Origin of the sequence: Streptomyces sp. NPDC058221 (assembly GCF_042882365.1) — a bacterium.
GTDB lineage: Bacteria > Actinomycetota > Actinomycetes > Streptomycetales > Streptomycetaceae > Streptomyces.
This window is the reverse complement of sequence record NZ_JBHVWF010000017.1, coordinates 24667-38579: the sequence shown is the minus strand read 5'-3', so window position 1 is coordinate 38579 and position 13913 is coordinate 24667. Positions and strand designations below refer to the sequence as shown.

Below are 13913 nucleotides of genomic sequence, written 5' to 3'. Positions count from 1 at the left end.
CTCAAACCGCGCCGAGGGTGCGGAGGCCCTCGGCAATCTCCGTTCCCGACGGTGCATGGTCCGGGTCCACCAGCCACTGGAGCATCAGTCCCCCGAGCAGGGCGGGCGGCACGGAGCCGCCCAGTCCCTCGCGGGCTTGGCGCTGGCCCTCGGCGAGGTGCTCGCGCACGGTCTCGGAGCGCTGGACCTGCACGACTGCCTCCAATTGCGCCACCCACAGCTCACGGTGGGTGGTGAAGGAGTCGATCAGCGCCTGCCACCGCTCCGGGCCTTCCAGCGCGCCGTGCCCGTCCAGCGCCGCGTCGAGTTCGTCGACCGATTCCACCAGGGCCTGCGTCAGCAGGGCCTCGCGAGAGCCGAAGTGGTAGCCGATGGCCGCGTGGCTCACGTTGGCTGCGGCGGCGATGTCGCGCACGGTCGTGTGCGCCCAACCCCGTTCGTCTCGAGCCGTCGGAGCCTCTGGGTGAGCATCCCGAGCCCCACCCCCTCCCGACCGAGGTCCTCGTCCGCGTCAAGGCGATCGGGCTGAACCCGATAGAGGCGCTCCTGCGCGCCGGCGAGTTCCCCCCGATGCTCGGCCGGCCGCCGTTCGTCCTCGGCCGGGACATCAGCGGTGTGGTGGAGGGGTCGCTGACCTATCGGTTCAGGCCCGGCGACGAGGTGTTCGGGATGCCTCTGTTCCCGCGGGCGGCGAGCGCGTACGCCGAGGTCGTGTCGGCGCCGGCGTTGCACCTGGTACGCAAGCCGGCGGCGCTCGCGCACGTCGAGGCGGCGGCGCTGCCGGTCGTGGGGCTGACGGCGTGGCAGGGCCTGGTCGACCTCGCAGGAGTGACCGAGGGCGACCGTGTGCTGGTCCACGGCGGTGGTGGCGGGGTCGGCCACGTCGCGATCCAGATCGCGAAGGCGCTCGGCGCGCACGTCATCGCGACCGCCGGCGGGAGCAAGCGGACCTTCGTCGAGGAGCTCGGCGCCGACGAGGTGATCGGCTACACGGCCGTCGACTTCACCGACGCGGTCGGCCACATCGACGTCGTGCTCGACACGATCGGCGGCGACACCGCCGAGCGGTCGCTCGACGTGCTCCGACCGGGCGGTCACCTGGTGACGGCGGTCGCCGAGGGGAATCCGGAGCTCGTCGCCACGTACGAGGCGGCCGGCATGCGCTTCTCCGGCATCGCGGTCGACCCCGATCCGGTCGCCCTGCGCGGTCTCGTCGGCCTCGTAGAACAGGGCAAACTCCGCGTCCACGTACAGGAGACGTTCCCCTTCGAGCGCGTCGCCGACGCCCACCGTCTGCTCGACGGCGGCCACCTCCGGGGCAAGGCTGTCCTCACCGTCTGGTCCCCTCAGGGGCCCCGCGCGAGCGAGGCCCCACCGAGACCCGTGGGGAAAGAAGGCCGCATGCCGGAAGGCTCGGTATGCGTAGTGACTCTGTTCACGAGGCACAGACCATGGCCCGGGTGGAGAAGGAGGCCCGGAAGCCGGTGGCGATCGGGTGTGCCCGTGCTCCGCTACACCGGACCCGGCCCGAAGTCCTCCTCGAAGTAACTGTCGTGCCGCACACGGAACTCCTTGAGCTCCTCGGTGCCGCGCTGCGACATCTCCGCGACCTTTTCGAAGTACTCCTCGCGCGGTGCGCCCGGGGAGAAGAGCATGAGCATCGACATGGGCTCGTCCGTCACGTTCTTGAATCCATGCAGGCCACCCACCGGCACGTACAGGAAGTCACCGGCCCGGCCCGTCACCCACTTCTCGCCGTTGAAGAGCTCCAGTTCCCCGGACAGAACGTAGAAGGACTCCGACATCGCCTTGTGGAAGTGGGTCTTGGCGCCTGCCGACCGCGCTGCCAGATCCACCTTGTACAGGCCGAACTCGCCGCCGGTCGACTCATGCGTGGCCAGGTAGTGAGTAGCGCCGCCGCCGGGCGAGGTGAGGTCCGGCGGGGTGTCGGCTGTACGGAAGGACGCGTTCACCTCGCCGCTGTCTCCGTGGTAGCGCGGCTCGGGGTACTGCAGGTGCTCCTGGTACGACATCGTGCACTCCCTGTTGTCGAGGTTCACCAGCATCCTGGCCTTCACCCACGGGCCCTGGCATCGGACGCAAGCATGAACATGGGTACCCCCGTGGCCGGGGCCTTGGACCTAGGCCCGGCGATGTAGCCCGTATCGCCTTGTCGGAAGCAGACCGTCCAGCTGTGAGACGGGCACGGTCGGGCGGGCTGGGCGTCCAACCGCCGCTCCGGGAAGGCCCGCAAGGACCCGGCCGGCTGAGCGAGCCCCATGCCGAGCCGGCAACCGGCCATGCAGGAACGAGCGTCCGCGAGCGATGAGGGGCAGGCCTGAGCACATGTTCGACGAAGCGAGGCCAGGCACAGGGAGGCACGATGCCGCCGAGTCCCGCGCAGCCGTCATCACCGAACGGGCTCCGTCCCGAGGGGCAGTTCTGGGCAGCTCGTGCGACGGGCGGCGCGAGGGAGCCGGTCAGCGGTTCACTGCCCGGGGCTCCGTGTCCAGGCCCCAGCTGCCCAGCAGGCGCATCGACTCCTCGGACGCCGAGCCCGGCGCCGCGTGGAAGGTGATCAGGGACATGTCCTGATCGGCGGGCAGCTTCAGCGTCTCGTACGACAGGGTGAGATCGCCCACCAGCGGATGGTGCAGCCGCTTGGTGCCGTACCCCTTCTCCTGAACCGTGTGCGCGGCCCACAGGGTCCGGAACTCCTCGCTCTTCACGGAGAGCTCTCCCACCAGCGCGGAGAGCTGTTGGTCATCCGGCCAGCAGCCCGCGCAGAGCCTCAGCGCGCTCACCAGCTCGACGGCCTTGCACTCCCAGTCCACGTACAGATCCCGCGCGTCCGGGTCGAGGAACACGATCCTGGCCATGTTCCGCTCCTCGGGCGGCAGTGCCGTCTCGTCACCGAGCAGCGCCCGCGCCATCCGGTTCGACGCCAGGATCTCCATCCGCATCCCCAGGACGTACGCCGGCACACTGTCCATGGCGTCGATCAGATGCTGGAGCTCTGCCCGCAGCCGCTGGGGGCGTGCGGCCGCGGCCCGCCTCTTCTTCGTCTTCGGGTTCGCCAGATGTGTGAGGTGGGCGTGCTCGGTGTCGGACAGGCGCAGTGCCCGGGCGATTGCGTCCAGCACCTCACCGGAGACGTTCCCGCTGTTTCCCTGCTCCAGGCGCGTGTAGTACGCCACGGACACCCCGGCGAGCTGCGCCAGCTCCTCACGGCGCAGCCCCGGGACCCGGCGGGCGCGCCCCACGTCCGGCAGGCCGACGTCCCCGGGCTTGAGCCGGGCCCGGCGGATGCGGAGAAATTCGCTGAGTTCGGCGCGCTGGTCCATGCCTCCCAGTATCCCGGTACGGCGCGACGGCCAGCGTGACCCTGCCAGTGGTACGCACAGCAGACGTAGGCCCAGCCGGGACCTGGGTGTTTGCCGGGGAACGAGGCACAGTGGAAGAACCACCCCACCTTTGAGGAGATCATTTCCGGATGACTGTCACCACCGTCGCCGCATACGCCGCCCCCGCCCCCAAGGCCCCGCTGGAGCGCACGACCGTGCCGCGCCGCCCGGTCGGCGAGCACGACGTCCTGATCGACATCAAGTACGCCGGGATCTGCCACTCGGACATCCACCAGGCACGCAACGGCTGGGGCGAGGGCATCTTCCCGATGGTGCCCGGCCACGAGATCGCCGGCGTCGTCGCCGAGGTCGGTCCGGGCGTGACGAAGTTCGAGGTCGGCGACCGCGTCGGCGTCGGCTGCATGGTCGACTCGTGCCGCACGTGCGAGAACTGCCTGGCCGGTCTGGAGCAGTACTGCTCCGAGGGCAACGTCGGCACGTACAACGCCGTCGGCAAGGACGGCGAGCCCACCTACGGCGGGTACTCCACCCACGTCGTGGTCGACGAGAACTACACCCTGCGCATCCCCGAGGGCATCGCCCTGGACGAGGCGGCACCGCTGCTCTGCGCCGGCATCACCACGTACTCGCCGCTCGCCCACTGGAACGCCGGTCCCGGCAAGAAGGTCGCGATCGTCGGCCTCGGCGGCCTCGGACACATGGGCGTCAAGATCGCGCACGCGCTCGGCGCCGAGGTGACCGTGCTCAGCCAGACGCTGCGCAAGGAGGCCGACGGACTGAAGCTGGGCGCCGACCACTACTTCGCGACCAGCGATCCCGAGACGTTCGAGCAGCTCAAGGGCTCGTTCGACCTGATCGTCTCCACCGTCTCGGCGCCGCTGCCACTGGACGCGTACCTCGCGCTGCTCAAAACGGACGGCGCGATGGTGAACGTCGGAGCGCCGGAGGAGCCGGTCTCGCTGAACCTGTTCTCCGTCATCGGCGGCCGGAAGACCCTCGCGGGTTCCGGGATCGGCGGGATCCGCGAGACGCAGGAGATGCTCGACTTCTGCGCTCGGCACTCTCTCGGCGCCGAGATCGAACTGATCCGGGCGGACCAGATCAACGAGGCGTACGAGCGGGTGCTCGCCAGCGACGTGCGCTACCGCTTCGTGATCGACACCGCCACCATCTGAGCCCCGGGCCCGGAACCCCGGTCCGCGCCCCGTCCCCGGTGAACCGCCGGGGACGGGGCGCGGATGTCCGGCCGCGCCTGGTCCGTCCGACCATCCACGAGGTGCTGAGCCTCGGTACGGGCAAGGTCATCTTCGACATCGGCAGCCCCTTCGATTCCACGCTCAGCGGTCTGGCTCACCGCGAGGTCACCGCAATCGCGCAGGAAGTCGCCACGGTGGCCCGACCGAACCAACCTACGACCTGACGTCCATCGAGGCCGGCCACCTCAACCACCGCTCTGTGGGGAGGAGGCCGTGCCCCGGGCCAGGTCAGGCGGAGCGATCTTGATCGCCAACGTCTCCCACCACGCCCGGGTCATCGATCCGGCCGACACCGCGGTGACCGTGCGCGCGGATCAGGCGGTGGCGAGGGAGACCTCGGTCGACTTGATCAGCGCGACGACCGAGGAGCCGGCGGCCAGCTTCAGGTCGGCGACGGCGTCCTTGGTGATGGCCGCGGTGAGCGCGCCGCCTACGACGTCGACCTTGACGGAGGCCATGGCGCCGCCGGCGGCGATGTCGGTGACCGTGCCGGCGATCTGGTTGCGGATCGAGACGCCGGCGACCGGGCCGGTGGCGAGGGAGACCTCGGTGGACTTCACCAGGATCTTCACCTCGGAGCCCTCGGCGAGACCCAGGTCCTTGACGGACTCGGTGGTGATCGCGGCGGTGACGTCCTGGCCGCCCGCGAGACGGACCTTCACGGTCGCCATGGCCTCACCGGCGGTGACGGAGGCGACGGTGCCGGGGATCTGGTTGCGTCAGCCGCGAAGGTGACACCTGAACCCGGAGTAGTTGTCACAGACGATCGCGATGCGTACGTCCGCCGGGCGCAGCGCACGCAGGCGTGGGCGGCGGCCGATAACGCCGAGATCGCCCACGCCCCGGTCAACAGCTCCTGGCCGAACAGGATCGAGGCCCCGTTCACCGCCCTCCGCCACATCGCCCTCGACGGCGCTGGCCATCCGACCCACAAGGGGCCCAGGGCAGCATGATTCGCCGATGCGTCAGCCGGCGGAACACGAACGCCGCCGGCAAGCACCTCAAGGCCCTCGTCCACAGGCGAACGCCGCCTGACCCGCGCCGCCGGCGCCCGTCCTGGGCCGTCAGGTCCGGGTCGGTGCCGCACTCATCGCTGCCGTCAGGAACGTGGTCGCCCATCGCCGGGCCGCCTCGCCCGCTACCGGGGACACGCAGCCAGGGGAGGGCTGCTGATGGACCTCAAGACGGTCGACGGCCGTTACGGCGAGGATCCCTCGCATCCGGAACCACAGCTCCTCCGGGGAAAGGCCGGGCAGTACGCGCGCGAAGGCTGCGAGGTAGCACTCGCGGACCGAGTCCTCGGCCGGGCCGGTCCAGCTGCGTACCTCCTCGGCCGGGTCGCTGAGGATCGTCACGATCAGCCGGGACGTCCGGGCGCCGCCCTCGTCACCGGCCGGCATCTCGTCGAACAGCGGCCCGACGAATGCCTCCACCAGTTCGCTGACCGGTGGGTCCGGGGTCCTGGCGAGCAATTTGTCGAGCCCGGCGCACTGGGCGGCGTTGATGGGCTCGACCACGCGGCGGGCGACTGCGGCCATCAGCTCCGCCTTCGAGCCGAAGTGGTAGCCGACGGCGGCCAGGTTCGCGCCTGCGAGTTTTGTGATCGCGCGGACGGATGTGCCGCGGTATCCGTGCTCGGCGAAGAGGTGCTCGGCCGCGTCGATGATCTGGGTGCGGGTGTCTGGGGTCGCCACACGAGGGACTCTACATATGCTTCAATGAAACGAACGTATGAATCAAACGAACGTGTGAAAGAGGGATGTCATGAAGCTGCTCGTGTACGGCGCAGGGGTTTGCGGCAGCCTGTTCGCCGCCCGCATGCATGAGGCCGGCCACGACGTCTCGCTCCACGCCCGGGGCGAGCGCCTGACCGCCCTGCGCCGGCACGGAGTGCAACTCGCCGAGGAGGGCGGCCCGGCTGTCAAGCGGGTGCCGGTACCGGTGGTCGAGCACCCGGACGGCGGGTACGACCTGATCACCGTCTTCGTCCGCACCCACCAGGTAGATGCAGTGCTGAAATCGCTCGCCGACGTCCAAGGTGACGTGCTGTTCCTTCTCAACTGGGCAGCCGGCCCGGAGACGCTGGGTGCGGTGATCGGCCACGAGCGGGTGCTGCTCGGCTTCCCCACTACTGGCGGCACGATGGACGGCGACGTGGTCCGCTACCGCAAGAGCAATCTCATCACCCGCCGGGTGGCGATGCCGATCGGCGAGCCCGACGGCCGTACCACCCCGCGACTGGAACGGATCGTGGAGACGTTCCGTACCGCCGGGATCAACGCCAAGGCCGAGCCGCAGATTGACGCCTGGCTCCGGACGCACGCCGCGTTCGAGGTCCCGCTCGGTCAGGCGGTACACGCGGCGGGCGGCCCGGTAGCGCTGGCCGACGCCCCGGACGCGGTCCGCGGCATGCTGCACGTCATGCGGCAGAACCTCGCCGCGATGGGGACCCCGCCGGTCCCTCGCGCGTTCGCGGCGTTGCGGGCTCTGCCGCAAGGACTCCTCGTCGCCGTGCTCCGGCGCTTCCTGAAGAGCCCGACGGCCGTGCACAGCGGACTCAACGACCCCTCGCCTGCCACGGCGGCCGAACTCGAGCGGCTGTCCGAACAGCTCCGCGCCCCTGTGGGAGCCCCCTAACTTGATCTTTAACCTCGGGGTCCGGACGGTTCGTCGTACTTGATACCTGGAGCCCTTCTTCCCTCGGTAGGCATCTGTGCTGGTCAAAGTCTCAAGGACCTGAGCAACGGTGGTCGACAGATGTCGTGCATGGCATACGAGATCATGGGCGCGGACCAGTCGGGGAAGACACAGGGGTAGGGGAATCATGGTGGCGTTCCACGCATCCGCGCTGGACGGATTGGCCCGAAATCCGGCGCTGCCGACGCCGCTGCTGCTGCGCCTGCTCGCCTTCGGGGCAGACGGTGACCGCCCGCCCCGTGACGTTCTTCACCGGGCCGGACTCCCCGAGTCGGCCGTCACGCTGATCCTGGCCCACCCGAACCCGGGGGTCCGGATCGATTTCGCCATGAGTGCCGGCGCGGAGCCCGCACAGCGGGCTCGGCTCGCGGACGATCCTTCTCCCAAGGTGCGGACGGCTCTCGCATATGGACCCGAGGTGTACGATCCGCGCGCAAAGGTCGCGCCGCTCCCGGATGCCGTGTGCGCCCGCCTGCTCGACGACCCCGATCATTCCGTATGCGCGGCCCTGCTGGAGTCGCCCCATCTGGCGCCATCGTTCGTGGCATCGATGGCCACTCATCACCGTGCGGCAGCGCGCCGGGAAGCGGTGCGTGCATGGGAGGGCCTGTCGCCAGGCGAGCGGTCGGCACTGCTGGCCGACCCCGACACCGAGGTACGGCGGGCCGCCGAGCTACAGGAGTGCCGGCGGGACGGCCACGTGACCGCCGAACTCCTCCGCGACCCGAAGTCCGCCGCCGAGGCGCTGCGCCGCGGGCTCCTCGACCGTGCCGACGCCGAGCGGTGCGTCGCCGAGCGGACGCACCTGACCTCCCTCGCCGAGAACCCGTCGCTGCCCGCCGACCTCGTAGAGCGGCTCGCCGTGGACCCCGACGAGGCCGTACGGCTCGCCGTGTCCCTGCGGCCCGAGCTGGACGAGACACGGCGTATGGCCATCGACTTCCCGGCCGGGGACCTCGACAGGGGCGACGGCGTGTGGTGGGTACAAGACGGGCTCGCCGACCCCGAGGTAATGCGCCGGGCCGCGACCTCCACCCACCCGCTGCTCCAGCGCGCCGCCGCCCGGATCCCCCATCTGCCGCCTGACCTGCTGCGCCTGCTCGCACGCGTCGAGGACCCGGTGGTGGAGAACCTCCTGGGCATTCACCACCCCGACGCTCCGGAGGAGGTCCTGATGCGGGTATTTGCGCGGCTGGGTGGGACGTTCTCCGCCTGGATGGCGCAGACGCACCCTCGGTTTCCCCGCGAGGGCCTCGCCACCCGCTACGCGAACCATCCCGACGGGAACTACCGCCGGCTGGCCGTACGGGATTCGGCCGCCACGCCGGAGCTGATCGAACGGCTCAGCCACGACCCCGTCGTCAGGACGCGTCAGGCGGCGGTCCGCGACCCGCGTCTCCCGCTCCACCGGCTCCGCGAGGCCCTCCTCGTCCTCGAACTGGCATCCAGCGCGGGTGCCAACCCGGCGCTCCCCGAGGACGAGATGACCGCGGTCCTGGACCGGGCTGGCGTTCCCGCCTGACCGCCGGGCGGAACCGATGTGCTCGCACCCCAAAGTGAAGGCTGCGGTCCACCGACCAGCGGTTGGTATCCCGGTTCGCATGTCAGCGGGGCAGTGGGGGGTGCTGTTGAGCTGGGCCGTCAACTCGCGGTTCTTGGCTCGGGATGCCTGGAGGTCTTCTTCGCGTTCGGAGAGCTGGTCGCGGAGCTCGGCGACTTGTTGTTCAAGGTGGTCGATCCTCTGCTGGAGGGCGTCGGAGTCGGTGGGAAGGCCGAGGCCAGTGGCGCGCCAGGCGTCTTGGCCAAGGGCTTCGGACAGACGTTGTTCGAGGCGGGCCACATGGCCCGCAAGGCGGGTGTTGCGTTCGGTGAGGTTGGCCAGATCGCTCAGCAGGGAGTTCCGGCTGACCTGAGGCCCGTTGGTGTTGTTGGGTGGTTGGGCGGCCTTGGCTGCCACGGCTGCGTGGAGGTCGCCGTGGCGGTAGATCAGGCTGCGGTGGACGCCGGCCAGGCGGGCGACGGCGGAGAAGTTGATCGGTCGGCCGTCGCGGGTCAGGTCGTCGAGCACGGCCGGCACTCGCCTGCGGCGGCGGGTGGAGTCATCGGTTCAAGCTTGGGCGAGCCGGTCCGCCGGAGAGGTTGGCTTCATGCTTCCCGTTCGAGTGGAAGGCCACCGGCAGCTGGCCGGAGGGTTGGCATGCCGAGCTGTACGGCGCGGGACCGGCGCAGGGCCGAGGTGGCCTGACGGATCTCGTCGCGTTCTTCGTCGGTGAGGGCGTCGAGGTTGCTCTCGACCCTGCCGTCCACTCCACCGTCGACGACCACTCCCGCCCGGCCCACAGCGAGATCCACCCCGACGAGAAGGTCACGACCTGCGCGGACTTCCTCACCCGCACCCTGGTGCCCACCCGGGACCACAAGGTCGCCGAGCAGTCGAAGAACTATCGCCATTCCACCAACCATCAGGTGGTCATCGACGCCGACACCCGCCTGGTCGTGGCGGTCGGCCGGCCGCTGCCGGGCAATCGCAACGACTGCCTGGTCTGGGCTGAGTCCGGTGTGAAGGCCGCAGTCGGCAACACGATGTGTGCTGCAGTTCCTGCTCGGCCTGTCGGACCGGCAGGCCGCCGAGGCGGTCCGCTGCCGCATCGACTTCAAGAGGCATCTCCGACACCCTCCGCGCCGGCTGGGCCTCGGGCGCCATCGCGACACCGGCCACCCGGGCACGGCTCAGTGCCGCAATCGCCCTGATCCTCGACGCCGGGGCACAGGCCGGTTCACTACGGGCCGACGTCGAGCCGGACGAGGTCACCATGATGCTCCTCGGGGTATTCCTGTCCACGACGGCCGTCAGCAGCCCGGAGCTGACGGGACGACTGCTGGACCTCGTGGTGGACGCCCTGCGACCGGTATCGAAAGGCCGGCCGCGGGCCTGACATTCGCCTTGACCGGCCCCCTCGGCGGCAGTCACGCCCGCACTGGCCGAATCCGCCCTCGGCGGGGTCCGTCACCGCATCCCGCTCGCCTGACGAGCGCTCACCTCACCACCGGCTACGAAACAGATCCCAGGTCAGGACAGCCCCGCCCATGCCGAGGCACGAGTTGCGCCGGACTCCTGCCCTCCGACCCAGCTCACCCGTGGTCCGCGTCGTACCGGTACGGGCCGAGGTACATGAACAGACCCGCGCAGACCACGCACACGACGGCCAGTGTGAGCATGGCCGGGGTGTAGGACCCATAGCTCTCCCGGCTCGCACTCACAGCGGACGAAGCGATCGCCCCGCCGATCTGGAATGCCGAGAACGCGATGCCGTAGATCTTGCCGTAAGCCACACGTCCGAAATGCCGGGGAACAAGATAGCTGAGCACGTCGAACTCCGAACCGATCAACAAGCCGGCCAGGGCGGCAGCGATGAGCCCCGTCACCACATTCGGTCCGGACGCGAACAGCAGCACCGACACGAGGCCGCCCGCGAGGTTGAAGGACATGACCACGAACGCCTTGAAGCGGTCCAGGAGCCAGCCGGTGGCGACCCTGGCCACGATGAGCGCGACCCCGAGCGCGACCGGCACCAGGTTGGCGATGCTCTCCGGGACGCCGGCGTCGAGCAGCAGAGGAATCTGATAGACCGTTATGGAGGAACCGACCAGCCCCAGCAGGAGGAACGCCCCCAGGATGAGCCAGAACGGTCGCCTCCTCGCTGAGGCCTTCAGCGGGTCACCGCCCGTCTGGACATCCGTCTTGCGCGGGCTCGGCTCTGTGATGAGGAAGAACGCGACCGGGAAGGCGAGGAGCGCCACCGCCCCCAGCCCGACGAAAGCAGCCCGCCAGCCGAACGCCCCGATCAGCCAAGCCGTGAGAATAGGGACGAGTACCGTGCCGACTCCGATGCCGGAGTTGGCAATCCCCAGTGCGAACCCCAGCTTGCGCTCGAACCACCCTGCTGTGAGCCGGAGGTAGGACACCGGCCACAGGCCCAGACCGCAGACCGGGATGAGGGCCCAGGCCAGGTAGAACACGGACAGGTTGTCGGGCAGGAAATACATCGCCATCAGAGAGAGCCCAAAGACCGGCGAGCTGCACAGGATGAGGCGGCGACCGCCGTACCGGTCGACCAGGTAGCCCTGCAGGGGCGAGATGATCATGACTGTGACGCTGAGGAGGGAAGCGGCGAGACCGATGGCCGAAACGCTCCAGCCGAACTCTCGGTGGAGCGGGGTGATGAACGCCCCGAACGACATGACGGTGAGAACGCTGGGGCCAACGGTGAGCCCGAGTGTGGATGCTATGGCCGTACGCCATCCCGTCGACTCTCCGTCGGTGTCGGACGGTTCTTCGCCTGCCCGTACGAGCGTTGCGGACTTGTCCATGGTCATGCGGAATCCTCCTTGGTTCCCTGCGGAAGCGCCTCCCACGAGCGTTCGACCTACGGGAATCCAGCTCAGCGGAACTATCGGCAACTGCACGTAACTTGTTCGGGCCAGGTCCTGTATGGATCGTGTTCGTCGACCGAAGTGATAGGTATCGTCATGGGCGCGCGGGCAGCCCGGACGCCGAGTAGGGATGAACGTCGATTCGGACCGGCAGCCCTTGCGATTCCTCGCGTTGTTCGGATCAGCCCGCCCCGGACCGCTAAGGTCTTCGGCACGCTCAAGCGGCCCGTGGCCCGCCCCGGAATGCGCGTGGCCTGACCACAGCTCCGCCTACCTGCCCTTATCGATCTTGCGATGCAACGCCTTCAGCCGTCCGCACCCCACCCGGATGCGCCAAGGCTCAGCTCTTCGGCAGCCGTGCCGGCGACGAGTGTCGAACTCGCACTCTCTTATGTCGCCGTTGCATCAGAACGGGGTGTGAACAACCTTGCTCCTGTGCCCATCGGCTCGCCGGGACACAGAGAGCAGGCTCCCCGGATGGATCGCACCCAAAGGCCCGCCTCAGGCGATCCGGAGGCCGTCACCGACTCGGCGCCTTCTCTCACTGCTACCTCCACTCTTCCGCTCCGTTCCCCGGCCGTCCGGGCTGGGGCAGACGTTCTTGCTCAGGCGTCATCCGGTGTAGCGCTGCGTGGCGTTGAGTCGCCCAAGCCGTCACTGGACCGACTCGCCTCTGTGCTCCGGCGCTTCCGCATGGAGCGACAAACAGCGCGCCGCGTCGAGCGTCGGCAGTTCAGTTCTTGAGCTGGCCGGCCTTATTGAGGTTCAAGTCGTCCGCCTTCTGCGCTCGGGCCGGGGCATTTCCAGACATGCTCAGAGACCCTCTCTAAAATGTCAACACTTTTTTCCGAACACCGAACTTGACCACTCGACAGATAGGCCAAAGCGTCCACTAGGCGACGTTAAAACCGCTATGTACACGGCGAAGTGGCACCTGATACTGCCAAGCTGTCTACATATACCGCCATGAGTGACGGTCGCATCGATTCACAGAACGACCCGTCCGGCCGGCGCGAACACGTTCCCGCGATGCCGCCGACACCTCGGCCCGGCGTCACCCCGACAGGCCTCGCGCACCGGCAAGCGCCGAACCTCTGCCTGTCGGCGCCCATGAACCCCTACAGTGTCAACATTAAGGCGCATGGACTGGACCCACTCCTGCAGGGAGGCGTCACGCCGTACCGAATGCCTCCATCGATGCCCTACGCCAAAATTTCCTGTGACGCGGGCCATATACAGCCACCGGATGACCTACCGGGCGCAACCCTGCCGGCGCCCATCGGGCTACGAGTGGTGCCACCCTGAAGCAAAGTGTTGACACTATTGCCATAGCTCCCAATGATGGTGACCACGTCAGCCCCGCCCCGTCGGCTCCGTGCCGTAGGCAGCCAGGAGGGACGGAAGCCGATCTCGAACACCGGACGATCGAGGTCGGCCGCCGGCCGCCCCGGAGGCCGGGCCGCCCAATCTTGGTCGATGGCGCATACACACACCCGATCACGCCTGCCGCCGCAGCGCGCGGAGTCGAAGAGTGCGCTCCGTCAACCAGACGAGGCGGTGTTCTCGCGTAGCACCGCCGGCCTCGAAGTCCGGCGCGTCGGCGCTACGTCGAGCGCCTGAATACAGCATGCCGACGCACTGGATGAATGCGTCCGACACAGGCGAAACCCCGCCCCTCGGGGACGACAAGGACTAGGAGTGCCAACATGGTTGAACACGACAAGGTGGCCATTACAGAAGTTCTCAACCTCTACGGGTTGGCGCCGGACGCTCACCAATGGGACCGATCACGTCCTCGCCGAGGACGTGACGGCCGGGTTCGGACCAGCCGGTCCGGCCTGGTCAGGACTCGCCGATTTCATGCGCCCCTCGAGCATTGCGAGGCGGGGAGGATCGGGTTCCTCGAGGCGATCCGACCGAAGCAGGCACAACAGCGCTGAGCGCGTCCGTGACAGTTTCCCTACGTGAGCGGCGAGGACCTCATCAGACGCTCGCCCCGGCGCGCCCCGGCGCTCAGGCCATGCACCGAGAGAGCTTGGCGCGGTGGACCGCAGCAGATCACTCCGAATGGTCACCGACTGGCGTGGAATGCGGCTATTGCGTACATTAATATGTATGTCAGGAATCATCCGAGTCGCCAGGGCGTCTGGCTCGGCAGGGA

At 68.8% G+C, this 13913-nt stretch carries 12 protein-coding genes and 2 pseudogenes; 7 read left to right on the top strand and 7 right to left on the bottom strand.

What is annotated here, in order from left to right; genetic code table 11:
* Position 1: 1 nt before the first annotated feature.
* The gene (locus tag ACFVW8_RS08450; protein ID WP_389687419.1) at positions 2 to 415 is read right to left on the bottom strand and encodes a TetR family transcriptional regulator; all 414 of its coding nucleotides are present in this window, start codon (positions 413 to 415) and stop codon (positions 2 to 4) included.
* A gap of 44 nt (positions 416 to 459) precedes the next feature.
* Here ACFVW8_RS08450 and ACFVW8_RS08445 point away from each other — a divergent pair.
* A pseudogene (locus ACFVW8_RS08445) lies at positions 460 to 1338 on the top strand (NADP-dependent oxidoreductase); the annotation flags it as partial.
* A 173-nt stretch (positions 1339 to 1511) separates the two neighbouring features.
* Here the strand turns inward: ACFVW8_RS08445 and ACFVW8_RS08440 are convergent.
* Positions 1512 to 2033 (bottom strand): cupin domain-containing protein, encoded by a 522-nt coding sequence (locus tag ACFVW8_RS08440; protein ID WP_389687491.1) that lies wholly within the window; start codon positions 2031 to 2033, stop codon positions 1512 to 1514.
* A gap of 447 nt (positions 2034 to 2480) precedes the next feature.
* A complete protein-coding gene (locus tag ACFVW8_RS08435) occupies positions 2481 to 3344 on the bottom strand; it encodes a helix-turn-helix transcriptional regulator (RefSeq protein ID WP_389687417.1) in 864 nt (287 codons plus the stop codon).
* A gap of 149 nt (positions 3345 to 3493) precedes the next feature.
* Here ACFVW8_RS08435 and ACFVW8_RS08430 point away from each other — a divergent pair, with 149 nt between their 5' ends.
* Together ACFVW8_RS08430 and ACFVW8_RS08425 are read left to right on the top strand one after the other, a co-directional pair.
* Positions 3494 to 4540, top strand: coding sequence for an NAD(P)-dependent alcohol dehydrogenase (locus ACFVW8_RS08430; protein WP_389687415.1), 1047 nt, complete (start codon positions 3494 to 3496; stop codon positions 4538 to 4540).
* 101 nt (positions 4541 to 4641) lie between these two features.
* A complete protein-coding gene (locus ACFVW8_RS08425; protein ID WP_389687413.1) occupies positions 4642 to 4785 on the top strand; it encodes a hypothetical protein in 144 nt (47 codons plus the stop codon).
* A 150-nt stretch (positions 4786 to 4935) separates the two neighbouring features.
* On the opposite strand, the gene ACFVW8_RS08420 is transcribed toward ACFVW8_RS08425, so the two are convergent.
* Together ACFVW8_RS08420 and ACFVW8_RS08415 are read right to left on the bottom strand one after the other, a co-directional pair.
* Entirely contained in the window at positions 4936 to 5331 is a 396-nt protein-coding gene (locus ACFVW8_RS08420; protein WP_389687490.1) for a molybdopterin-binding protein, read from the bottom strand.
* A gap of 354 nt (positions 5332 to 5685) precedes the next feature.
* Positions 5686 to 6315 carry a TetR/AcrR family transcriptional regulator gene (locus ACFVW8_RS08415; protein WP_389687411.1) on the bottom strand — a complete coding sequence of 210 codons (630 nt, stop codon included), beginning with the start codon at positions 6313 to 6315 and terminating at the stop codon, positions 5686 to 5688.
* A 70-nt stretch (positions 6316 to 6385) separates the two neighbouring features.
* Here ACFVW8_RS08415 and ACFVW8_RS08410 point away from each other — a divergent pair, with 70 nt between their 5' ends.
* Together ACFVW8_RS08410 and ACFVW8_RS08405 are read left to right on the top strand one after the other, a co-directional pair.
* A complete protein-coding gene (locus ACFVW8_RS08410; RefSeq protein ID WP_389687409.1) occupies positions 6386 to 7258 on the top strand; it encodes a ketopantoate reductase family protein in 873 nt (290 codons plus the stop codon).
* 187 nt (positions 7259 to 7445) lie between these two features.
* Positions 7446 to 8840: a Mucin-2 gene (locus ACFVW8_RS08405; protein ID WP_389687407.1), complete on the top strand. Its 1395-nt coding sequence runs from the start codon at positions 7446 to 7448 to the stop codon at positions 8838 to 8840.
* 623 nt (positions 8841 to 9463) lie between these two features.
* Here the strand turns inward: ACFVW8_RS08405 and ACFVW8_RS08400 are convergent.
* Complete coding sequence (locus ACFVW8_RS08400; protein ID WP_389687495.1) at positions 9464 to 9769, bottom strand: hypothetical protein; 306 nt, start codon at positions 9767 to 9769, stop codon at positions 9464 to 9466.
* On the opposite strand from ACFVW8_RS08400, the pseudogene ACFVW8_RS08395 reads away from it, so the two are divergent.
* Positions 9713 to 9970 (top strand): annotated as a pseudogene (locus tag ACFVW8_RS08395) (IS5/IS1182 family transposase); the annotation flags it as partial. The gene ACFVW8_RS08400 and the pseudogene ACFVW8_RS08395 overlap by 57 nt on opposite strands.
* Complete coding sequence (locus ACFVW8_RS08390; RefSeq protein ID WP_389687405.1) at positions 9904 to 10254, top strand: hypothetical protein; 351 nt, start codon at positions 9904 to 9906, stop codon at positions 10252 to 10254. The pseudogene ACFVW8_RS08395 and the gene ACFVW8_RS08390, both read left to right, overlap by 67 nt.
* A gap of 196 nt (positions 10255 to 10450) precedes the next feature.
* On the opposite strand, the gene ACFVW8_RS08385 is transcribed toward ACFVW8_RS08390, so the two are convergent.
* Positions 10451 to 11695, bottom strand: a complete 1245-nt coding sequence (locus tag ACFVW8_RS08385) for an MFS transporter (RefSeq protein WP_389687403.1) — start codon at positions 11693 to 11695, stop codon at positions 10451 to 10453.
* Positions 11696 to 13913 lie beyond the last annotated feature (2218 nt).